18 protein-coding genes and 1 pseudogene are annotated in these 22,954 nt (G+C 65.0%); 14 read left to right on the top strand and 5 right to left on the bottom strand.

Annotation, left to right across the window (positions count from 1 at the left end; genetic code table 11):
- Positions 1 to 15: 15 nt before the first annotated feature.
- Positions 16 to 813, bottom strand: a complete 798-nt coding sequence (locus tag VDP79_RS09520; protein ID WP_323017971.1) for an EcsC family protein — start codon at positions 811 to 813, stop codon at positions 16 to 18.
- Between the two features lie 217 nt (positions 814 to 1,030).
- Between VDP79_RS09520 and tenA the strand changes: the two genes are divergently transcribed.
- From tenA to VDP79_RS09470, 10 genes are all read left to right on the top strand, one after another.
- Positions 1,031 to 1,711 (top strand): thiaminase II, encoded by a 681-nt coding sequence (tenA, locus tag VDP79_RS09515; protein WP_323017970.1) that lies wholly within the window; start codon positions 1,031 to 1,033, stop codon positions 1,709 to 1,711.
- Between the two features lie 93 nt (positions 1,712 to 1,804).
- A complete protein-coding gene (gene dapD, locus VDP79_RS09510; protein WP_323017969.1) occupies positions 1,805 to 2,626 on the top strand; it encodes a 2,3,4,5-tetrahydropyridine-2,6-dicarboxylate N-succinyltransferase in 822 nt (273 codons plus the stop codon).
- Position 2,627: 1 nt separating this feature from the next.
- Positions 2,628 to 3,776 (top strand): succinyl-diaminopimelate desuccinylase, encoded by a 1,149-nt coding sequence (gene dapE, locus VDP79_RS09505; RefSeq protein ID WP_323017968.1) that lies wholly within the window; start codon positions 2,628 to 2,630, stop codon positions 3,774 to 3,776.
- Positions 3,777 to 3,833: 57 nt separating this feature from the next.
- Positions 3,834 to 4,730 (top strand): 50S ribosomal protein L3 N(5)-glutamine methyltransferase, encoded by an 897-nt coding sequence (prmB, locus tag VDP79_RS09500; RefSeq protein WP_323017967.1) that lies wholly within the window; start codon positions 3,834 to 3,836, stop codon positions 4,728 to 4,730.
- Entirely contained in the window at positions 4,727 to 6,637 is a 1,911-nt protein-coding gene (locus tag VDP79_RS09495) for an ABC-F family ATP-binding cassette domain-containing protein (RefSeq protein ID WP_323017966.1), read from the top strand. The genes prmB and VDP79_RS09495 overlap by 4 nt, the downstream gene beginning before the upstream one ends.
- Before the next feature lie 334 nt (positions 6,638 to 6,971).
- Positions 6,972 to 7,514 (top strand): carboxymuconolactone decarboxylase family protein, encoded by a 543-nt coding sequence (locus tag VDP79_RS09490; RefSeq protein ID WP_323017965.1) that lies wholly within the window; start codon positions 6,972 to 6,974, stop codon positions 7,512 to 7,514.
- 16 nt (positions 7,515 to 7,530) lie between these two features.
- Positions 7,531 to 8,634 carry an acyl-CoA dehydrogenase family protein gene (locus VDP79_RS09485; RefSeq protein ID WP_323017964.1) on the top strand — a complete coding sequence of 368 codons (1,104 nt, stop codon included), beginning with the start codon at positions 7,531 to 7,533 and terminating at the stop codon, positions 8,632 to 8,634.
- 1 nt (position 8,635) lies between these two features.
- A complete protein-coding gene (locus VDP79_RS09480; protein ID WP_323017963.1) occupies positions 8,636 to 9,463 on the top strand; it encodes an ABC transporter ATP-binding protein in 828 nt (275 codons plus the stop codon).
- Complete coding sequence (locus VDP79_RS09475; RefSeq protein WP_323017962.1) at positions 9,463 to 10,689, top strand: ABC transporter substrate-binding protein; 1,227 nt, start codon at positions 9,463 to 9,465, stop codon at positions 10,687 to 10,689. Before VDP79_RS09480 ends, VDP79_RS09475 begins: the two co-directional genes overlap by 1 nt.
- Positions 10,689 to 11,465: an ABC transporter permease gene (locus VDP79_RS09470; protein WP_323017961.1), complete on the top strand. Its 777-nt coding sequence runs from the start codon at positions 10,689 to 10,691 to the stop codon at positions 11,463 to 11,465. Before VDP79_RS09475 ends, VDP79_RS09470 begins: the two co-directional genes overlap by 1 nt.
- A gap of 13 nt (positions 11,466 to 11,478) precedes the next feature.
- Here the strand turns inward: VDP79_RS09470 and VDP79_RS09465 are convergent, their stop codons facing one another.
- The 4 genes from VDP79_RS09465 to purN all read right to left on the bottom strand — a co-directional run bounded on the left by VDP79_RS09465 (position 11,479) and on the right by purN (position 17,297).
- Positions 11,479 to 13,770 (bottom strand): UvrD-helicase domain-containing protein, encoded by a 2,292-nt coding sequence (locus tag VDP79_RS09465; protein WP_323017960.1) that lies wholly within the window; start codon positions 13,768 to 13,770, stop codon positions 11,479 to 11,481.
- Positions 13,767 to 14,975 carry a fatty acid desaturase gene (locus VDP79_RS09460; RefSeq protein WP_323017959.1) on the bottom strand — a complete coding sequence of 403 codons (1,209 nt, stop codon included), beginning with the start codon at positions 14,973 to 14,975 and terminating at the stop codon, positions 13,767 to 13,769. Before VDP79_RS09460 ends, VDP79_RS09465 begins: the two co-directional genes overlap by 4 nt.
- A gap of 92 nt (positions 14,976 to 15,067) precedes the next feature.
- On the bottom strand, positions 15,068 to 16,390 hold the full coding sequence (locus tag VDP79_RS09455; protein WP_323018082.1) for an RsmB/NOP family class I SAM-dependent RNA methyltransferase: 1,323 nt from the start codon (positions 16,388 to 16,390) through the stop codon (positions 15,068 to 15,070).
- Between the two features lie 214 nt (positions 16,391 to 16,604).
- Positions 16,605 to 17,297 (bottom strand): phosphoribosylglycinamide formyltransferase, encoded by a 693-nt coding sequence (purN, locus tag VDP79_RS09450; RefSeq protein ID WP_323017958.1) that lies wholly within the window; start codon positions 17,295 to 17,297, stop codon positions 16,605 to 16,607.
- Between the two features lie 56 nt (positions 17,298 to 17,353).
- Between purN and VDP79_RS09445 the strand changes: the two genes are divergently transcribed.
- The 4 genes and pseudogenes from VDP79_RS09445 (at position 17,354) to coaBC (ending at position 22,943) form a co-directional block, all read left to right on the top strand.
- Entirely contained in the window at positions 17,354 to 18,319 is a 966-nt protein-coding gene (locus tag VDP79_RS09445) for a bifunctional riboflavin kinase/FAD synthetase (RefSeq protein ID WP_323017957.1), read from the top strand.
- A pseudogene (gene ileS / locus VDP79_RS09440) lies at positions 18,309 to 21,150 on the top strand (isoleucine--tRNA ligase). The gene VDP79_RS09445 and the pseudogene ileS overlap by 11 nt, the downstream one beginning before the upstream one ends.
- On the top strand, positions 21,143 to 21,727 hold the full coding sequence (lspA, locus tag VDP79_RS09435; protein WP_323017956.1) for a signal peptidase II: 585 nt from the start codon (positions 21,143 to 21,145) through the stop codon (positions 21,725 to 21,727). The pseudogene ileS and the gene lspA overlap by 8 nt, the downstream one beginning before the upstream one ends.
- A 10-nt stretch (positions 21,728 to 21,737) precedes the next feature.
- Complete coding sequence (gene coaBC / locus VDP79_RS09430) at positions 21,738 to 22,943, top strand: bifunctional phosphopantothenoylcysteine decarboxylase/phosphopantothenate--cysteine ligase CoaBC (RefSeq protein ID WP_323017955.1); 1,206 nt, start codon at positions 21,738 to 21,740, stop codon at positions 22,941 to 22,943.
- The last annotated feature ends 11 nt before the right edge of the window (positions 22,944 to 22,954 follow it).

Below are 22,954 nucleotides of genomic sequence, written 5' to 3'. Positions count from 1 at the left end.
CGGGACAACCGCCCCTCACTCACGGCCCAATGCCAGATAGGCGGCACGGATGGTCTCTTCCCCATACTTGCGTTCCAGCCGACGCACAGTGAAATGGCCGCGCGCCATACTCTGGAAGTGATCAATGAACAGCGTATTGACCAACGCACCGCCCGCAGCGCCCAAGGCAGGAACGGCTTGCGCTGCGACCTTCTCCGTGACCTGGATGCCGAAACGATCCGCAATGACGGCAATCAGACGGACCATGGCGGGGGCTGCCGCCTTGTCCGCCGCTACCTTGGCGCCCACATAATCGACTGCCTGCCCGACTGCGCGGGCCAGTGCAACACGCACGGCGTAGTAACCGCTTTCGGCAGCGTCGTCCGTGTCTGCCTTGCCGCCCATGGCAAAGACCATCAGACAAGCCCGCCGCGTATCGGCATCCTGCAGCGACTCGCCTTCGCTGCGGGCAATGGCTGCGATGGAGCGCATCATGAGCGTTGTCGAGACCGGCAGCTCTACGGTCAAGCCGGCGATACCAAAAAAACCCCCTACTCCGCCGCTCAGCGCCGCACCCCATTTATGCCACTTATCGGCGCTGCCGCCGCCCGGTGCATCACCCAGAGTCAAGATCGCTGCGTCGGCAGCCTTGCTCAGCGCCGCCCGGGTCACATCGGCGATCCGGCCATGCAAACCGGTCGGCAGCATATCCAGGGCTTTTTCAATTGGCGCGCCCAGCAGATCCGTCATCCGGGCCGCCAGGCCAGGGTTCTCCAGCAACTGGCGAGCAACGCGTAAATCGTCCAGATCGATCGCGTCCAAAGACGTCTTCATGGCGCTTTTCCGTTCATGTTGATCTATGCAGGTATTGTGCATTAATTACACGCCCCGCTATGCCGATGCGGCTGCCGTCGGTGCGCCTGCTGGTCGACCATCTGGCGCAACGATTTAGCAAACAGGCGGATGATTGACGTCGCGCCGCCTGCTACCATGCCCTCACTCACGCAGCCTTGCGCCCACCACGACTGACGCACACCGATACCGACCGCCCATGACCGCACCCGTTGCCACCCCATCCATCCAGACTCTGACCCAACGCCACGAAGCTGACTGGCAGGCTTATTGCCAACATGATTTCGTGCGCCAGTTGGCGGCGGGAACCTTGCCAGCGGCAGCGTTTCGCCACTATCTGAAACAGGATTACCTGTTCCTGGTCCATTTCGCCCGCGCCTGGGGCCTGGCGGTCTATAAAAGCCGCAATATCCACGAACTGCGCCAGGGCTGCGACAGCCTGAAGGCCATCGTCGATCTGGAAATGCAGCTGCACGTGGACTACTGTCGCCAGTGGGGCATCAGCGAAGCCGAACTGGCGACACTGCCCGAAGCCACTCAAACCATGGCCTATACCCGCTATGTGCTGGATGCCGGTCTGCGCGGCGATCTGCTGGATCTGCACGTGGCCCTGGCGCCCTGCCTGATCGGTTATGCGGACATCGCCGTGTGGCTGAACGCCCAGCGCTTCACCGTGCGCGGGCCGGACAATCCCTACGAGGCCTGGCTGGCCATGTACATCAGCCCTGAATTCCAGGCAGCCGCTCAACAGGAACGCCTGTGGTTGAACGCACAGATGGCGGACCTGCCGCCGCGCCGGCTGGACGAACTGGCCCGCCTGTTCCAGGATGCCACCCGCCTGGAAATCGACTTCTGGCAAATGGGGCTGGATGCCGCCTGACAGCTAATTGAATATAGGTGCAACAGGCGGCGGCGGCACTGATAAAATAATCGGCCCCATTTTTTTATCTGCCCCAACTAAAGGCCCGCCGCTATGCACACTGCTCATCAGAATCTCATCGAGGCCGCCTGGGAAGACCGGGCCTCGATCCAGGCAGGCCTGACACCGGACGCGCTCGCCCAGGCCATCGAACACACGCTAGCGGGCCTGGATGACGGCTCGCTGCGGGTCGCAGAAAAAATCGATGGTCAATGGCAAGTGCATCAATGGCTGAAAAAAGCCGTGCTGCTGTCCTTTCGCCTGACGGACAACCGCGTCATGGGTCAAGCCCCCCAACTGTATTACGACAAGGTTCCACTCAAATTCCAGGACTATTCGCCGTCCGACTTCCAGCAGGCCGGCATCCGGGTCGTGCCGACAGCCACCGTGCGGCGCGGCGCCTATATCGCGCCCGATGTGGTGCTGATGCCGTCCTACGTGAACATCGGCGCCCGCGTGGGCGAAGGCTCGATGGTGGACACCTGGGCTACGGTAGGGTCTTGCGCCCAGATCGGTCGCCACGTGCACCTGTCGGGCGGGGTCGGGATCGGCGGCGTCCTGGAACCGCTGCAGGCTGGCCCGACCATCATCGAGGACAACTGCTTCATCGGCGCGCGGTCCGAAGTCGTCGAAGGCGTGGTGATCGAGGAGAACTCCGTGCTGGCCATGGGCGTGTTCATCTCGCAAAGCACCAAGATCTACGACCGTACCACGGGCGAAATCCACTACGGCCGGGTGCCGTCCGGTTCGGTCGTCGTGCCGGGGTCGCTGCCCGCCGCCGATGGCAGCCACAGCCTGGCCTGCGCGGTGATCGTCAAGCGCGTGGATGCCAAGACCCGCGCCAAGACCAGCATCAACGACTTGCTCAGGAGCTGATATGGCCGATACAGATGTCCGCGCACTGACCGATGCACTGATCGCCCGCCCCTCGGTCACGCCGGACGACGCCGGCTGCCAGGGCCTGATCGCCGAACGGCTGCATTCCCTGGGATTTGTCTGCGAATCGCTGCCCAGCGGCGGCGTCAGCAATCTCTGGGCCCGGCGCGGCGATCAAACGCCGCTGCTGGTCTTCGCCGGCCACACCGACGTCGTGCCGCCCGGCCCGGAATCTGCCTGGCCCAGCCCCCCGTTCCAGCCTACCGAAACCGATGGCATGCTGGTGGGCCGAGGCGCCGCCGACATGAAGACCTCCCTCGCCGCCTTCGTCGTGGCTGCCGAGGAATTCATCGCCGCCCGCCCGCAGCACACGGGCTCTATCGCCCTGCTGCTGACCTCTGACGAGGAAGGCCCGGCCACCGACGGCACGGTCCATGTCTGCCGGATACTGGAATCCCGCGGCGATACACCCGATTACTGCATCGTCGGCGAACCGACATCGGCCAATCGCCTGGGCGATACGATCAAAAACGGGCGCCGCGGCTCGATGTCGGCCCGCATCACGGTGCGCGGTATCCAGGGCCATGTCGCCTACCCTCACCTGGCCCGCAATCCCATCCATGAAATGGCTCCCGCCCTGACGGCGCTGACTGCCGAGCAATGGGACGAGGGCAACGACTATTTCCCACCCACGACCTTTCAGGTATCGAATCTGCATGCAGGCGCCGGCGCGGGCAACGTCATCCCCGGCGAAGCCGTGATCGACTGCAATTTCCGCTTTTCTACCGCCAGCACGCCCGACGGCCTGCAGGCGCGCGTTCGCACGATTCTGGACCGCCACGACCTGGACTACGACATCGACTGGACCATCAGCGGACTGCCGTTTCTGACCCCGCAAGGACCGCTGTGCGCTGCGCTACAATCGGCCATCGCCGATGAGACCGGGGTGCAGGCCGAACTGTCGACCACGGGTGGCACGTCCGATGGCCGCTTCCTGGCCCGCCTGTGCCCTCAAGTCGTCGAATTCGGCCCTTTGAACCGGACCATCCATCAGGTGGGCGAATGCCTGCCGCTGGATCAGCTAGTCCCCCTGAAGAACATTTATCGCAGAGCGCTCGAAACGCTGCTGCCCGACGCCAAGCGCGACTGATGCGCTGCCGGCGCCGTGCCGGCGCCAGCCCTGCCTCACCGGAAACGCATACCTCACATGGCCTCTCCCCATACCGAACTGCTGACCCTGCGCGATCTGCTGCGCTGGGCCGTGACCCGTTTTCAGGGCGCCAATCTGGTCTTTGGCCACGGCAGCGACAATGCCTGGGACGAGGCCGTCTATCTGCTGCTGCACGCCCTGCACCTGCCTCTGGATACGCTGGAACCCTTTTTGGACGCGCGACTGCTGGAACGCGAGCGCCAGCGCTGTGTCGATCTGATCCATGAACGGGTCAACAGCCGCAAACCCGCTGCCTATCTGACGGGCGAAGCCTGGCTGCAGGGCGAGCGCTTTCTGGTGGACGAGCGCGTCATCGTGCCGCGATCCCCCATCGCTGAACTGCTGGCCGAACAGTTGGCTCCCTGGGTCGAAGACCCGGATGCGATCGCCCAGGTGCTGGACCTGTGCACCGGATCGGGCTGCCTGGCGATCCTGGCGGCTCTGGCCTTTGATGCCGCCCAGGTCGATGCCGTCGATCTGTCGGCCGACGCACTGGCCGTCACCCAATCCAACATCGCCCTGCACGGCCTGCAGGATCGCGTCCATGCCTTGCGCAGCGACCTGCTCACGCAGATTCCTGCCGGGCGCCGCTATGACCTGATCCTCTGCAACCCGCCTTACGTCAACAGCCAGGCCATGACTGCGCTGCCGCCCGAATACCGGCACGAGCCGCGGCTGGCACTGGCCGGCGGCAATGACGGCATGGACCTGGTGCGCCGCATCCTGGCTGGCGCAGCCGACCGATTGACGGACGATGGCTTGCTGGTGCTGGAAATCGGTCACGAGCAAACGCATTTTCAGGCGGCCTTTCCGACGCTGGACCCCGTCTGGCTGAGCACGGAAACCGCCAGCGATCAGATCCTGCTGCTGCGCCGCGCGCAGCTGACAGCGTGATCCGCGCCAGCGGCCTGACCCTGCGGCGCGGCGTCAAGGTTCTACTGGAAGACGCCGAGTTCGTCGTACACCCTGGTGAGCGGGTCGGTTTCGTCGGCAAGAACGGCGCCGGCAAGTCGTCGCTGTTCGCCCTGCTGCAAGGCCACCTCGACCCGGATGCAGGATCGCTGGACATGCCCGCCGCCTGGCGGCTGGCCAGCGTCGAGCAGATCCTGCACGACACGGACCGCGCCGCCAGCGAATTCGTCATCGATGGCGATCGCCACCTGCGCAGCCTGCAAGCTCAGCGGGCGGCGCTGAGCCTCGATCAAGGCCAGCAGATTGCCGAGCTGGAAGCCGAACTGATCGAGGCCGATGCCTGGAGCGCCCCGTCCCGCGCCGAACAACTGCTGGCCGGCCTGGGTTTCGCCCCGGATGAGTGGTCGCGCCCTGTCGCCAGCTTTTCCGGCGGCTGGCAGATGCGCATCGCGCTGGCCCGCGCCTTGATGGCGCCATCCGACCTGCTGCTGCTGGACGAACCGACCAACCACCTGGATCTGGACGCCATGCTGTGGCTGGAGCGCTGGCTGACCAGCTACCCGGGCACCGTCCTATTGATATCGCACGACACGGAATTCCTGGATGCGGTCGCCCGCACCATCCTGCATTTCGAACACGACAAGCTGGTCCGGTACAAAGGCGGCTATGAGGACTTTCTGGAACAACGCGCCGAGCGGTTGCGGCAAAACCAGCTGGCCCGCCAGAAACAGGCGCGCGAAACCGCCCACCTGCAGTCCTTCATCGACCGCTTCAAGGCCAAGGCATCCAAAGCCAAGCAGGCCCAGAGCCGGGTCAAGGCCATGGCCCGCATGCAGACGCTGGCCCCGCTGTCGGTGGAATCCGGCATCGACATCCGCCTGCCCGACCCGCTCCAGACCCCCGACGTCTTGCTGCGCCTGGATGATGCCATCCTGGGATATGCAGACCCTGCCGGCGGCGAGCCCCGCGTCATTCTGAAAGACATCAGCCTGATGGTGCGCGGCGGCAGCCGCATCGGCATCCTGGGCGTCAACGGCGCCGGTAAAAGCACGCTGGTCAAGACGCTGGCCCAGGAACTGGCCCCGCTGGCGGGGCAGACCCAGCCCGCCAAAGGCCTGGAAATCGGCTATTTCGCCCAACAGCAGCTGGACGTGCTGGACCCGGAATCCAGTCCCCTGCAGCATTTCGCCCGCATCGCCCCCAATACCCGCGAACAGGAACTGCGCAATATGCTGGGCCGCTTCGGGTTTGGCGGCGACATGGTCAACCAGCCCGTCGCCCCCTTTTCCGGCGGCGAGAAAGCCCGCCTGGCCCTGGCCCTGATCGTCTGGCGCAAACCCAATCTGCTGCTGCTGGACGAACCCAGCAACCACCTGGACGTGGATACACGCGAGGCCCTGGCGCGCGCGCTGGCGGAATTCCCCGGCAGCGTACTGCTGGTCTCGCATGATCGGCACCTGCTGCGCACCACCGTCGACACTTTCTGGATCGTAGCCGACGGCCAGATCCAGCCTTTCGACGGCGACCTGGAAGACTACCGCGACTGGCTGCAGCAGCGCCAAACGCGGAAAAACCAGGAAAATCGCGCTATCGCCGCCTCGGAAAAAGACCGCAAGGCCCAGCGACGCGAGGAAGCCCAGGCCCGCCAACAGCTGGCTGCCCAGCGCAAACCGCTGGAAACCCGCTTGAAAAAAATCGAGGACGCCATGGCCCGCGCCCAAACCCGACTGGCCGAACTGGACACCCTGATCGCCGATCCCGCCTTCTACACCGACGCGCACAAAGACGACCGCCCCGGCCTGCTGGCCGAACACGGCGAGCTCGCCAAGACCTTGCAGACTGCAGAGGAAGAATGGCTGGACGTCCAAGCGGCCATCGAGGCGCTCTGATCGACTCCAACGGCCACGCCCTGCCATGCGGATCTCGTGCGCCAAGGCACTACCGCAACCCTCTCCTCCGCAGCCGGATTGCCACATGGCTCGTCAATCGCTGCGGCCAGGGGCTTGCGGGCGCTGTTGGAGCCCACCCCTACGTCCCCGGCGCAGCCGCTAAATTGCGACCGGCGCCCGCAAGCCCCTGGCCGCAGCGATGAGCTCTCCCAACAACGAACAAACAACACCCTCTATATTCCAAATCTGAATAATTTAATTCTCTTATAGTCGTTCGCTATGAGAGGTCGGCTCCATAGAATGAACAGGTCTAAACCTTGTCCATTCCATCGTCATGAGCCGTCTTCCCATCCAGTCCGTCGAATCCGCCCCCGCCGAAGCCCAGGAACGCCTGCGCACCGCTGAAAAGGCCAGCGGCTTTCTGCCCAACCTGCTGGGCGTGCTGGCCAACGCCCCCACGGCCCTGGAAACCTATCAAGTCGTCGGCGCCATCAACGGGCGCAACAGCCTGACCCCGACCGAACGGGAAGTCGTCCAGATCACAGCGGCCACCTATAACGGCTGCGGCTTCTGCGTCGCCGGGCATACCAAGATCGCTGCCAAGAAACTGCAACTGCCACAGGAACTCGTCGATGCCCTGCGCGGCACCCAAGCCCTGTCCGACCCCAAACTCAACGCCCTGGCGCAATTCACCCTGCAGGTGCTGGAACACCGCGGCCAGGTCGGCGATGATGCCCTGGCCGACTTGCGTGCAGCCGGATACACCGACGCGCAGGCGCTGGATGTGGTGCTGGGCGTCAGCCTGGCCACCCTGTGCAACTACGCCAACAACCTGGCCCGCACCCCCATCAATCCGGAACTCCAGGCCTACGCCTGAGCCTCAGGGACACACCATGACATACGCCACATCGCCTGCCGCAGAGGGCGACAGCATTGGCCAGCTGATTCACGACGCGCTGGCTCCCCAGGTCGAAGCCATCGATCAAGGGCGCTACCCCGGCGACTTCATGCGGGCCCTGGGCGGCCTGGGCGGCTTTGGCGCCGCCCTGCCGACCGAGGCCGGCGGCCTGGGTCGGGATCTGCCGGCTCAGATCGACATCATCGCCCAAGTCGCCCGCACCTGCGGATCGACTGCTTTTCTGGCCTGGTGCCAGGCCACCTGCGCCTGGTACCTGCATCGCAGCGACAACCCGGCCGTCAAGGACCGCTACTTGAACGCAGTGACCAGCGGCCGCCTGCTGGCGGGTACCGGCATGTCCAACGCGGTCAAACACTTGGCCGGCATCGAACGCATCAACCTGCGCGGCCACCGCGAAGGTGATGGCTACCGCATCAGCGGCGCCTTGCCCTGGGTCTCGAACCTGGGACCGGATCACCTGCTGATCGTGGCAGCCGCCCTGGATGAAGGCGGCTACGTCATGTTCGCCGTCCCGCCCGGCGCCGATGGCTTGACGCTGCGCGCCTGCCCGACCTTTGCGGGGCTGGAGGGCAGCGGCACCTATGGCGTCCGCCTCAAAGACGTTTTCGTGCCGGCCCAGGACGTGCTGTCCGGCCCGGAACGGTTCGACGCCTATGTGCAAGGCTTCAAGCCCGGTTTTCTGCTGATGCAGATCGGCATGGGCGCGGGCCTGGTGCAGGCCAGCCTGGATACCATCCACGCCACCAACCAGCGGCTGCAGCATGTGAACTGCTACCTGGACGATCAGGAAGGCGATCTGGGACAAGACCTGCAGCAACTGCTGGATCAGACACATGCCCTGGCTCGTCAGGGACAGGACGCCCCGCTGCTCAACATCCTGCGCGCCCGCGCGCTGGGATCCGAACTGAGCCTGCGGGCCACCCAGTCTGCCGCCCTGCATGCAGGCGCTGCCGGCTACCTGATGAGCAGCCCCACCCAGCGCCGGCTGCGCGAGGCCCTGTTCGTCGCCATCGTCACCCCTGCCCTGAAGCACCTGCGCAAAGAAATCCACACGCTGGAACAGCGCCAGGCAGCCTGACATGAACGCATCCGCCCAGACGCTTTCCTCACACTGCACTGCCTCGGAACACGCCAGCGTGCTGAGCGTTCAGGATATTTCCCTGGGTTATGCATCCAGCGGACGTCAGGCTGCCACGACCGTGCTGGCTGATTTCTCCCTGGAACTGCAGCCCGGCGAAATCATCGCTCTGCTGGGGCCCAGCGGCGTGGGCAAATCATCGCTGCTGCGCGTGCTGGCCGGCCTGCAAGCCGCCCAGGCCGGCGACATCCGCATCAAGGGCCGGCCGCTGAATGGCCCCAACCCGGCGCTGGGGCTGGTATTCCAGGACCCCAGCCTGCTGCCCTGGCTGACGCTGGAAGAAAACGTCGCTTTCGGCCTGGACTTCCATCACCAGCCGCACCTGGATATCGCCACGCGCAAGCAGCGCGTACACCAGGCCATCCATGAGGTCGGCCTGCAATCCGCCCGCACCCGCTATCCCGATGAACTGTCGGGCGGCATGGCCCAGCGGACATCACTGGCCCGCACCCTGGCCCGCGCCCCGGAAATTCTGCTGCTGGACGAACCCTTCAGCGCCCTGGACGAAGTCACGCGGCATGAAATGCAATCCCTGCTGTTGCAAATCACTTCCCAGCACCAGGCTGCGGCTGTGCTGGTAACGCACGACATCGACGAAGCCCTGCTGTTGGCCGACCGCATCCTGCTGATCGGCGGCCAACCCGGCCGACTGATCGGCCACTGGTCCGTCACCCAGCCGCACCCTCGGGACGAAACCACCTCCGACCTGACCACCCTGCGCGTGGATATTCTGCAAACGCTGCGCACCGCCCGCTTACCGAGATCCTAATGAGCCGTTTCACACCCATCGATACCTGCTGCGGCGCCGCCGACAGCACCTTGGCCCGCCGCCGCCAGTTCCTGAAACTGTCGGCCATGTTCACCGCCGCCGGCGCATTGCCTTTGCTGCAGGCCGGCCGGCTGGCCCACGCAGCGGAGCCCGACGCACCGGTGCGGATCGGCTACTTGCCCATCACGGACGCCACGCCCCTACTGGTCGCCCACCACAACGGTCTGTTCGAAAAACAAGGCCTGCAGGTCGAGGCGCCACGCCGCTTTCGCAGCTGGTCGCAGATCGTCGAAGCCTTTCTAAGCGGCCAGGTCAATGTGGTGCACCTGCTGATGCCCATGACCATCTGGTCGCGCTACGGCAGCCAGTCGCCCGCCAAGGTCGTGGCCTGGAACCACACGGAAGGTTCCTGCCTGACTGTTCTGCCGACCGTCAACAAGCTGGAAGACCTGGGCGGCACCACAGTGGCGATCCCCTTCTGGTATTCGGTGCACAACATCGTGCTGCAGGCGATCCTGCGCCAGGCCGGCCTGGAATTCATCAACGACGGCGAACCCACCAAGCAGCAGGTGAAGCTGGTGGTGATGTCGCCGGGCGACATGCTGCCAGCCTTGGGCAGCAAGCGGATTTCCGGCTACATCGTGGCGGAGCCCTTCAATGCCAAGGCGGAAGAACTGGGCGTGGGCAAGGTCTGGCGCTTTACCGGCGACGTCTGGCGCAATCACGCCTGCTGCGTTGTCACCATGCACGAGCGCGATCTGCAAGAACGCCCGGAATGGTCGCAAAAAGTCGTCAACGCCATCGTCCAGGCCCAGGCCTGGGTGCGCGACCACCGCGAAGATACGGTCCAGATTCTGGCCCGCAACAACCCGGCCGCCTATACGCCGCACGAACCGTCCACCCTGGCGCGCGTGCTGCTGGCGTCGCCCGAGCGCGATGCCGCCTATGCCAAGACCGGCGCCATCCGTCACACCGACTGGAACGAGCTGCGCATCGATTTCCGTCCCTACCCCTATCCCAGCTATACGGAAAAACTGGTGTCGCTGCTGAAAGACACCTACGTGCTGGGCGAGAACGCCTTTCTGAAAAACCTGGACCCCGCCCATGTCGCCCGCGACCTGGTGGACGACCGCTACGTGCGCAAGGCCATCGAAGCGCAAGGCGGTCTGGCGGCGTTCGGCATCGAAGGCGGCTACACCCGCACAGAAACCTTCGAGGTCAGCTGATGAACTCCCGCCCATCCGTCCTGTCGTCCCGTCAGCGCCTGCTGCTCAGCCTGGGCGGCCTGCTGACGCTGCTGCTGTTATGGGCTGCCGGCATCGGTCTGCTGGGCCAGGATTTGGCCATGGCGCGCCTGTTCGCCCCCGCTCAGGCGCTGCCCAGCCTGGCGCACCTGATCGCGGACAATCAGTTGACCATGCACACTCTGGTCAGCCTGCGGCGGGTGGCGGTAGGTCTGTTCTGGGCGCTGGTGTTCGGCATCCCCCTGGGGTTGGCCATCGGCCTGTCCAAGCGCCTGGAATCCGCCACCAGCGGGGCTTTTCAGTTCCTGCGCATGGTTTCGCCCCTATCCTGGATGCCGATCGCCGTGATGCTGTTCGGCGTGGGCGACGCGCCGATCTATTTTCTGCTCAGCTTTGCCGCCGTCTGGCCCATCATCCTGAACACCAGCGCCGGCGTCCGGCAGCTGGACGCCCGCTGGCTGATGCTGGCCCGCAGCCTGAGCGCTACCCGCGCTGAGATCCTGTGGAAGATCGTGATCCCCGGTTCTCTGGGCCACATCCTGACAGGCCTGCGCCTGGCCATCGGCATCGTCTGGATCATTCTGGTGCCTTGCGAGATGTTGGGCGTCAGTTCCGGACTGGGCTATTTCATTCTGGACACCCGCGACCGTCTGGCTTATTCGGAACTGATGGCCGTCATCGTGCTGATCGGTGCGCTGGGTTTCGCGCTGGACGCCACCGCCCAGCGCCTGCACCGCCGCTGGGGGCGGGGGCGCTGACCGACAGCACGTGCTACCCCAGGATATCCAGCTTCGCCACACCCAGCGCCAGAGTCTTGGTCCCTACATCATGAAATTCGATGCGGGCCTGGGCTTCGGCGCCGCTGCCGCTTAACGCCACGATAGTGCCTTCGCCAAAGCGCCCATGGCGCACGGCAGCGCCAATACGGAAACACTGATCGCCGACAGTAACGTCCGGCGTCCGGGTGCGCGGCACGCGCGGCGCGAAATTGCTGCCGCCCTCGCCTTGCCAGCCTCCCATGCCCCGGCGGAAAGCGCCGCGCCAGGCGGGCTGCTGTTCCGGGACGGCGGCGCGCTGACGCGGCGTGATCCACTTCAAATCCTGTTCCGGGATTTCATCCAGAAAGCGCGAGCGCAGCGCATAGCGCGTCTGGCCATGCAGCATGCGGCTTTGCGCCAGAGTCAGGGTCAGCCGTTCGCGCGCCCGGGTAATCGCCACGTACATCAGGCGGCGTTCTTCTTCCAGACCGCCGGCATCCAGCAAGCTGTTCTCGTGCGGAAACAGGCCTTCCTCCAGGCCAGTGATGAAGACGGCGTCGAATTCCAGCCCCTTGGCCGCATGCACGGTCATCAGCTGTACGGCGTCCTCGCCCGCCTGGGCCTGATTGTCGCCGGCCTCCAGCGAGGCGTGACTGAGAAAAGCGCCCAGCGGCGACATGACGGCAGGAGGTGCGATGCCGTCACCCACATCCAGGGCGTCCGGCGGAAAGGCCGCAGCGGATTCCGGAATCCTGCCCGCTACCAGCCCCTGCAAGCCGGCTTCCGCCACGAAAGCGGCAGCGGCATTGACGAGTTCCTGCAGGTTTTCCAGCCGTTCCTGGCCTTCGCGGTCGGCTTGATAGTGGGCTTCCAGGCCGCTGTCATGCACCACCTGGCCGATCAATTCAGGCAGATCCAGAGACTGCGCGGATGCCGCCATATCCCGGATCATCGTCGCAAAACGGGCCAGATTGGCGCCGCCCTTGCCGCTGACATAGGCCAGCGCGCCGGCCAGGCTGACGCCATATTGTCCAGCGGCATCCGATAACTGTTCCAGCGTACGCGCGCCGATGCCGCGTGCCGGAAAATTCACCACCCGCATCCAGGATGTATCGTCGTGCGGATTGTCGATCAGGCGCAGATAGGCCAGGACATGCTTGATTTCCTGGCGTTCGAAAAACCGCTGGCCGCCATAGACCCGATACGGCACACGGGCCGAAAACAGGGCATGTTCGATAGGTCGCGATTGCGCATTGCTGCGATACAGAATGGCGATCTGGTGAGCAGGCCGGCCTTCGCGCAACAGCGCCCGGATGTCGTCCACCAGCCACTGGGCCTCCATCTGATCGGATGCCTGCTCGACGACCCGCAGAGGCTCGCCCTCGCCCGCCTCGGTCCACAGGTTTTTGCCCAGGCGCTTGGTATTGTGCGCAATCAGGGCATTGGCGGCATCCAGGATATGGCCTTGCGAACGATAGTTCTGTTCCAGACGGATGACATTGCCATGGGCATGGCGCTGTTCGAAATCGGCCATATTGCCGACATTGGCGCCCCGAAAGGCATAAATCGACTGATCATCGTCGCCGACGGCAAATACCGGCGAATGATTGCCGGCCAGCAGCATCAGCCAGCGATACTGCAGCACGTTCGTATCCTGGAATTCATCGACCAGCACATGCTGAAAACGGCGCTGGTAATGTTCCCGGATCGGAGCCTCGCGCTGCAGCAATTCATACGCTCGCAGCAGCAATTCGCCGAAATCCACCACGCCTTCGCGTTCGCACTGATCCTGATAACGCTGGTACAAGTCGGCCAGCCGCCGCGCATGACTGTCGCGCACGTCCAGGTCTTTGGGGCGCAGGCCGTCTTCCTTGGCGCTATTGATCATGCGCTGCACGTCGCGCGGCGGGAAGCGTTCGTCGTCCACCCCGTTGGCCTTCAACATGCGCTTGATAGCCGACAGTTGATCGGCGCTGTCCAGGATCTGAAAGGTCTGCGGCAGGCCGGCTTCGCGAAAATGCGCCCGCAACAGGCGATTGCACAGGCCGTGAAAAGTGCCCACCCACATGCCGCGCGTATTGATGGGCAGCAGAGCCGACAGGCGCGACAGCATTTCGCGGGCGGCCTTATTGGTGAATGTGACCGCCAGCAGACCGAAAGGACCGACCTGCCCGGTCTGGATCAGCCAGGCCATACGCGTCGTCAGCACCCGGGTCTTGCCGCTGCCCGCGCCCGCCAGGACCAGGGCATGCTGCGCCGGCAGGGTGACAGCAGCGCGTTGTTGTTCGTTCAGACCTTCAATCATGCAGCATAAGAGCGTAGTCGATACGCGAATTGTTCCAGGCCGTCGATGCCGCTGGCCTGAGCCCGCTGGCACCAGGCCCGTAGATCCGCCAGCAGCTGATCGCTGCTGGCGCTGGAGGATTCCCACAGAGCAGTCAGTTCGCGGCGCATCTGCAGCAAGGTGGACAAGGCCGGCGTCATGGATAGCACATGCGCTACCTGGGCTTGCTCGAGGGGCGCCAGCGCCTGCGGATCGCGCACCAGCCACTTGCGGCAGCGCCGCAGCAGCCGGCGTTCAGCCAGACAGCGGCGTACCTTCAGGGCCTTGAGCTCGTGCCCCACAGAGGCTTTGACCATGCGGGAATAGCGGGCCAGGACGTCGTAGCGGTGAGCGATGATGCCCTGCAGTTGATCCTGACTGAGGGATTCGATAGCTACCGGCCCGTCTGGCTGCCACTGCAGGCGCGGCGCCACGCGGCGCACCTGTGCCAGGCCCAGCACCTGCAGCACTCGGATATAGGCCCAACCCAGGTCGAATTCATACCATTTGGATGAAAATTTGGCCGAGGTGCCGTAGGCGTGATGATTATTGTGCAGTTCTTCGCCGCCGATCAGGATGCCCCAGGGAGACACATTGGTGCTGTCGTCGGGGCAGGCGAAATTACGATAGCCCCAGGCATGGCCCAAACCATTGACCACACCGGCGGCCCAGAATGGAATCCAGGCCATCTGCACGGCCCAGATGGTCAGGCCGATGACGCCGAACAAGGCCAGATCCACCGCCAGCATGATGAAGATGCCCAGCAGATTGTGCCGTCCGTAGACCTGCCGTTCCACCCAATCGTCTGGTGTCCCGTGGCCGTAGCGCTGCAGCGTTTCCGAGTTTTGCGCCTCGTCGCGGTACAGTTCGGCCCCGCGGAAAAACACCTGTGCCAAGCCGAACACGGCGGGCGAATGGGGGTCGCCGTCCCGTTCGCATTTGGCGTGGTGCTTGCGGTGAATGGCCACCCATTCCCGCGTGATCATGCCGGTCGTCAGCCACAGCCAGAAACGGAAAAAATGCGCGATCACCGGATGCAGGTCCACCCCCCGATGCGCCTGGCTGCGATGCAGATACAGGGTGACGGCCGCAATGGTGATGTGGGTCAGAATCAGAGTCACGGCCAGCAGAGCCCAAGGGCCCAGCTGCAGGACGCCGCCCTGCAGAAAGGATAGCCAAGTGTTCATGAGGCTCGATAGATAGAGGGGATGCTTTCAGTGTAGACCACGATGGCCGGCACGGAAAGAAAGGGGCCGCGCCATCCCGGCGCGGCCAGCCATCAAGCCTGGTCCGGCGCCTCGGCGGCCGGGTCATCGGCCAGCGGGTCCTTGTCAGCCGGCGCTTCCGCAGCGCGCGGCGCCTTGGGTTCCGGTGCTTCAGCCTGGCGACGCTGCATCACAGCGGCAAAAAAACCATCCGTGCCATGCACATCCGGGCGCAGATGCAGCATGGGCCCGTCAAACGTCAGCGCGATGCCCCGGTCGGCCAGAACCGCGCCCGCGTCCAGCAGCGTGAATTCCGGGTGTTCCGCCAGAAAGGCCTGAACCTGCAACTCGTTTTCTTCCGGCAGCAGGCTGCAGCTGGCATACACCAGCCGCCCGCCCGGACGCACGCATGCCGCGGCATCCCGCAAAATGGCAGCCTGCGTGGCGCACAGCTGCTCCAGGGATTCCGGATGCTGGCGCCACTTCAGATCGGGATTGCGCCGCAAGGTGCCCAAGCCGCTGCAAGGCGCATCCACCAGCACGCGATGAGCCTTGCCGCGCAAACGTTTGACCCGCTGGTCATGGCGCTCGGCAATCGCCACCGGCACGATATTGGACAGGCCGCTGCGGGCAAAGCGCGGCTTGGCCCGCGCCAGGCGGGCTGCCGACACATCAAAGGCGTACAGCCGCCCGGTGGAGCGCATCAACGCCCCCAGCAGCAGCGTCTTGCCACCCGCCCCCGCACAGTAATCGATGACCATTTCCCCGCGTTTGGGGGCGACCAGCGCGGCCAGCAGCTGGCTGCCCTCGTCCTGGACCTCGATTTCGCCGCGCTCGAACGCTGTCCAGCGGTTCACCGGCGGGCGCCCCTGAATGCGGATGCCCCAAGGCGAATACGGCGTAGGCCGCGCCGCCCAGCGGGCCTCGGGACCCTGCGCCCAGGCGGCCAAAACGGCGTCTCGGTCGGTCTTTAGCGGATTGGCGCGCAGATCCAGCGGGGCCGTCTGATTCAAAGCCTGCAACAGGGATTCTGCATCCGGCAGGCCGATCAGGCGAGCCTCGAGCCAATCCGGCATGCTGTAACGCACCCCGAGGGGCAGACTGTCCACCGAAAAGGCCTGCACATAGTCCAGCCAGGTGCGTTCATGCTCGTCCAGGCCCGTATCCAGGGTGCTGCGCGGCCAGACCGACGCCAGGCCCAGCACCGCCAGTCTGCGGGTCGCCGACCCCTGTCCGCTTTCGGCGAACTGCCGGTAGCGGCGCAAATGCCGCAGCACATCGAAGACGGCTTCGGCGATCTCGCCCCGATCCCGCTGACCGACCTGCGCATGTCCGCGAAACCAGTGCGACAACACGGCATCGGCCGGATATTGCCACTGAAGAGCTTCGCCCAGCACCTGGCGGACCTGCTCGATGCGGGCGGCAGCCATGACGTAGGGCCGCGCTGGCGCCTGCGCCTGACCCGCGCCGGACCGACCGGCGGCCGACCGTGCGGGGCGATCGCCCGAGGGGCGTTTTGCAGCGCGCTCGCGCCCTGCGTCCGTTTCCCGCCGATCATCGGCGCGTCTGGGACGGCCATCGGCAGGGCGTTTGCGGGATCGATCCCGTGATTCATTCGTGCTCATGGCAATCCTGTAAATGGAATATGGTGGCGCCTGCCCAGGCGCGGTGCGGCGCATCCGACACCTCGACGCGCCCATCGTCGTACAGGCTGACCCGGCCCTGTGCCAGCCAGCGCAGCACCTGCACGTAGATCTGATGTTCTACCGGCAAGAGCCGGGCCGCCAGATCGTCAGGGGTATCGCCGCCCAGTACGGGGATGGCCCCCTGGGCGATGATGGGGCCGTGATCGAGCACAGGCGTGACGAAGTGCACCGTGCAGCCATGCCACTGCACCCCCTGAGCCAGCGCCTGCTGGTGCGTATGCAAACCTGGGAAAGCCGGTAAAAGAGACGGATGGATATTGATGATGCGGCCATCGAAATGACGCACGAAATCGCTGCCCAGCACCCGCATGAAACCCGCCAGCAAAATCACATCGGGCGCCAAGGCGTCCAGGCGGGCCAACAAGGCCGCATCAAAGGCGTCGCGGCTGTCGTAATCCCGATGCGACAGGGACTCAGCCGGCAGGCCCTGCGCGCGCGCCCAATCCAACCCTGCCGCATCGGCCCGATTGGACAGCACGGTGCAGACCTGCACCGGCAGGCGTTCGGCGGCAATGGCCCGCACCAGCGCCTGCATGTTCGAGCCCCGGCCCGAAATCAGGATGGCCACCCGTAGCGGCCGTTCGGGGGTATGCTCCATGCGCGTGCTCTCCGACATAAAATCAAAGCCAAACGTGAAATTGTAAACTCTCTGACGTGAAACCCGTTCCTCGCCTCTACCGTGCGCTGCCCCGGCGCGACACCACCGCCCCCAGCGCCCTGACCATCGGCAACTTCGACGGGGTGCACCGGGGGCACCAGGCCATCCTGGCGCAGGTGCGCAGCCAGGCGCACACGCAAGGGCTGGAACCCACGGTCATGACCTTCGCCCCCCATCCGCGCGCCTTTTTCGCCCGCCAGGGGGGCCGGCTGGAACTCATCCCCACCCAGATCAGCAGCCTGCGCGACAAGGTCGCCATGCTGGCGGCCCAGGGCATGCGCCAGATCGTCATCCAGCGCTTCGACCGGCATCTGGCCGACATGAGCGCGCAAGATTTCATCCGCCAATTGTTGGTGCAGGGCCTGAACACCCGCTGGCTGCTGGTGGGCGAGGACTTTCGCTATGGCCACAAGCGCAGCGGCGACATCGATCTGCTGCGTCGCATGGGCCGGGAATATGGCTTTACGGTAGACGCCATCGCCGATATCAACGACAGCCACGGACAACGCATTTCCAGTTCCGCCCTGCGCACCGCGCTGGCTGTCGGCAATCTGGCTCACAGCAGCCAGCTGCTGGGCGGCCCTTTTCGCATCAGCGGCCATGTCATCCACGGCCAGAAACTGGGCCGCGACCTGGGCTTTCCCACCCTGAATCTGCGCGTCCCCGCCCCCTGCGCCGCGCGGTCCGGCATCTATATCGTGCGGGTGCACGGCCTGCTGGACAGCCCCTTGCCGGGGGTCGCCAGCCTGGGCGTACGCCCCACCGTGACCCGCGACGGCCCCCTGCTGCTGGAAACCCACCTCCTTGATCAGCAGGTAAACGCCTACGGTAAACTGGTATGTGTTGAATTTCTCGAGTTTCTGCGCGACGAGGAATCCTTCCCCGACTTAACCACCCTGATCGCCGCCATCCGCCAGGACGTGCAAGGCGCTCGCGACTATTTCGCCTCCCATGGACTATAGAGACACCCTGAATCTGCCCGAATCCCCCTTCCCCATGCGGGGCAACCTGGCCAAACGCGAGCCGGGCTGGATCGCTGCCTGGGAGGAAAAAAAAGATTTATGCAGTCATCCGGGAGGCCGCCCAGGGACGGCCGAAATTCATTCTGCACGATGGGCCGCCGTATGCCAACGGCGACATCCATATCGGCCACGCGGTCAACAAGATCCTCAAGGACATCATCGTCAAAAGCCGCGACATGGCAGGTTTTGACGCTCAATACGTGCCTGGCTGGGACTGCCATGGCATGCCGATCGAAATCCAGATCGAAAAGAAATACGGCAAGCACCTGCCGGTAGCCGAAGTCCAATCCAAGGCCCGCGCCTACGCCGCCGAACAGATCGAACGTCAGCGCACCGACTTCAAGCGCCTGGGCGTGCTGGCCGAATGGGACAACCCCTACCTGACCATGAACCCGCACAACGAGGCGGACGAACTGCGGGCGCTGGCTCGCATCATGGAAAAAGGCTTCGTCTTTCGCGGCCTGAAGCCCGTGAACTGGTGCTTCGACTGCGGTTCGGCTCTGGCCGAAGCCGAGGTCGAATATGCCGACCGCAAAGATCCTTCCGTCGACGTCGCCTTTGCCTTTGACGACCGGGCGGCAGTGGCTCGCGCCTTTGGCCTGACGGGGGAAGTCGATGCCGGCGCCATCGTCATCTGGACCACCACCCCCTGGACCATTCCCGCCAATCAGGCGCTCAACATCCACCCGGATCACGAATACGCACTGGTGCGCCTGAGCGAACCCCGCGCCACCGGACCGCTGCTGCTGGTGGCCAGTGAACTGGTGCAATCCTGCCTGCAACGCTGGGGCCTGCAAGGCGACATCATCGCCCGCGCGCCCGGCCAGACGCTGGCCGGCCTGAGCTTCCGCCACCCGCTCTATGAAGCGGACCCAGGCTACCGCCGCCTGTCTCCCGTCTATCTGGGCGATTATGTCACCCTGGATTCCGGCACAGGCGTCGTGCACTCCGCCCCCGCCTACGGGGTGGAAGACTTCATTTCCTGCAAGGCCCACGGCCTGACCGATGCGGACATGCTCAATCCCGTCCTGGGCAACGGGCACTACGCCGACAGCCTGCCGCTCTTTGGCGGCGAACTGATCTGGAAAGCCAATCCGACCATCGTAGATGCCCTGCGCGAGGCCGGCAGCCTGCTGCACACCGAAGCGCACGCGCACAGCTACATGCATTGCTGGCGCCACAAGACACCCATCATCTATCGCGCCACCAGCCAATGGTTCGCCGGAATGGACGTGCCGCCGGCCGAGGGCCCGACCCTGCGCGACATGGCCCTGAAAGGCATAGACGACACAGCTTTCTACCCGGCCTGGGGCCGCGCCCGCCTGCACGCCATGATCGCCAACCGCCCTGACTGGACGCTGTCACGCCAGCGCCAGTGGGGGGTGCCCATGGCCTTTTTTGTGCATAAAGAAACCGGCGCCCTGCATCCGCGCACCCCGGAACTGCTGGATCAGGTCGCCGACCGCGTCGAACGCGAGGGCATCGAAGCCTGGCAGACGCTGGACTCGCGCGATCTGCTGGGCGACGAGGCCGATCTCTATGAAAAGAACCGCGACACCCTGGATGTCTGGTTTGATTCCGGCACCACGCACGCCACCGTACTGGGCGGCCAGGACCACAGCCTGAAGGGATCTCACGCTCAACAGCTGGCCTGGCCGGCCGACCTGTACCTGGAAGGCTCCGACCAACATCGGGGCTGGTTCCATTCTTCTTTGCTGACCGGCTGCATGCTCTACGGCCGTCCGCCCTACAAGGCGCTCTTGACGCATGGCTTCGTCGTCGACGGCCAGGGCAAGAAAATGAGCAAGTCCGTCGGCAACGTCGTCTATCCCCAGGAAATTTCCAATTCCCTGGGCGCAGAAATTCTACGGCTGTGGACGGCATCGACCGACTATTCGGGCGAGCTGTCGATCTCCAAACAGATCCTGGACCGGGTCGTCGAATCCTACCGGCGCATCCGCAACACCCTGAAATTCCTGCTGGGCAACCTGGCGGACTTCAACCCCGCCACAGATGCCGTCGCCCCGGAAGCCCTGCTGGAAATCGACCGCTACGCGCTGCAGATGACCGCCGCCATGCAGGCCGAAGTCCTGGCCGCCTACGAACGCTACGAATTCCACACAGCGGTCGCCCGGCTGCAGATCTTCTGTTCCGAAGACCTGGGCGCCTTCTATCTGGATATTCTGAAAGACCGCCTGTACACCACCGGCAAGGACAGCACGGCCCGCCGAGCGGCACAAACCGCCCTGCACCACATCACGCACGCGCTGCTGAAGCTGCTGGCGCCGATCCTGTCGTTCACGGTGGAAGAGGCCTGGGTCGATCTAGGCGGCAATCCCGCATCTCCCACCATCTTCACCGAACGATTCCACGACGTGCCGGCGCTGCCGGACGCCGACCAGTTGGCTGCCCGCTGGACCCGCCTGCGCGTCATTCGCGCCGACACCATGCGCGAAATCGAAGCCGTGCGCACCCGAGGGGAAATCGGTTCCTCTCTGGCGGCGGAAATCGACTACCGCGCCAGCGGCGACGATCTGGCCCTGCTGCAAAGCCTGGGCGACGACCTGCGCTTCGTGATGCTGGTGTCCCGCGCCGACGTGCATGCCGGCGACGGCGCCCTGACGATCCAGGTGCAGGCCACGGGCCACGACAAATGCGGGCGCTGCTGGCACCACCGCGCCGACGTCGGCCACGACGACCAGCATCCGGAACTGTGCGGACGCTGCGTGGACAATCTGTTCGGCCAAGGCGAAACCCGCCGCCATGCCTGACACGCCGCCCACACCGCCCTCCCCCCGCCGCGAGGTGGGGCCGGTCATCCCGTCCGCCCTGACAGCGCCTGCAGCGAGTCCGGCGGCGGCGCACCGGCTGCGCTCGCTGGCGGGCTGGCTGCTGGCGGCCGCCCTGCTCATCTTGCTGGATCAGGCCACCAAGACCTGGGTATCGGATACGCTGGTCTACGCCGAACGCATCCCTGTCTTGCCGATCTTCGACCTGACGCTGCTGTTCAATACCGGCGCGGCCTTCAGCTTTCTGGCCGACGGCGACGGATACCAGCGCTGGATCTTCACCGGCATCGCCCTGGTGGTCGCCGTCCTGATCGTGCGCTGGCTCTACACGCACAGCGGCCAGCGCCTGCTATGCGCCGCCCTGGCCTGCATCCTGGGCGGGGCCCTGGGCAACGCCCTGGACCGCCTGATGCATGGACATGTCGTGGATTTTCTGTTGTTCTACTGGCGCGATTGGTATTTCCCGGCCTTCAATGTGGCCGACATCGCCATCACCTGCGGCGCCGTGCTGCTGATCCTGGACGAAATCCTGCGCAGCCGCCGCGCCCATCGATCATAGGGGAACCGCCATGCCCGACCTATCAGGCAAACGCATCATCCTGGGGCTGACAGGCGGGATCGCCTGCTACAAATCCGCTGAACTGCTGCGCCGCCTGCAGGATGAAGGCGCGACAGTGGACGTGGTCATGACCCAGGCCGCCACCGGCTTCATCACGCCGGCCACGATGCAAGCCTTGTCCGGACGTCCCGTCTGGCTTGATCAGTGGGACAGCCGCATGGACAACCGCATGGCCCACATCAATCTGACGCGCGGCGCCGATGCGGTGCTGATCGTGCCGGCCAGCACCGACTTCATGGCAAAACTGGCCCATGGCCTGGCCGACGACCTGCTGGCAACGCTATGCGTGGCCCGGGGTTCGGTTCCGCTGCTGCTCGCGCCTGCCATGAACCACGAGATGTGGACGCATCCGGCCACCCAACGCAACGCCGCCCAGCTGCAGGCCGACGGCATTACCCTGATCGGTCCGGCTGAGGGCAGCCAGGCCTGCGGGGAAAGCGGATCGGGCCGCATGATGGAGCCGGACCAGATCCTGCGCGCCGTGATCGCATTTTTCCAGCCCAAGATCCTGGCCGGCCGGCGCGTCCTGCTGACGGCAGGTCCCACCAGCGAAACCATCGACCCGGTGCGCGTACTGACCAACCGATCATCCGGGCGGATGGGCTATGCCCTGGCGCGAGCCGCTGCCGAAGCCGGCGCCCGCGTCACCTTGATCTCCGGCCCCACGGCGCTGCCCTGCCCTGACGGCGTCAGGCGTATCGACGTGACCCAGGCGCGCGACATGCACGCCGCCGTGCTGGAATGCGCTCACGAAGCAGACCTGTTCATCGCTGTCGCCGCCGTCGCCGACTGGGGCATTGCCAACCCCTCGGCCACCAAACTGAAAAAACAAGCCGACAAGCAAGCGCCTGTCCTGGACTTCGTGCAGAACCCCGACATCCTGGCGGATGTCGCCGCATTGCCCAACGGCCCCTGGTGCGTCGGTTTTGCCGCCGAGACCGATCATCTGCACGAGCACGCCCAGGCCAAACGCCAACGCAAAGGCATTCCCGTCATCGTCGGCAATCTGGCGCAACAGGCCATGGACGCCACCGATACCGAACTGATCCTTTTCGACGACGACGGCGCCCACCCGCTGCCCCGACAGCCCAAACTCCAGGCCGCCCGCCAACTGCTGGCATGGCTTGCGCCACGCCTGCCTTCCGCCGCACGGTAGGCTGCCGCTCG

Source organism: Castellaniella sp., assembly GCF_034675905.1.
In the GTDB taxonomy this organism is placed as follows: Bacteria; Pseudomonadota; Gammaproteobacteria; order Burkholderiales; family Burkholderiaceae_B; genus Castellaniella.
Note: the sequence above shows the minus strand (reverse complement) of the source record. Positions and strands in the feature narration are given on the sequence as shown.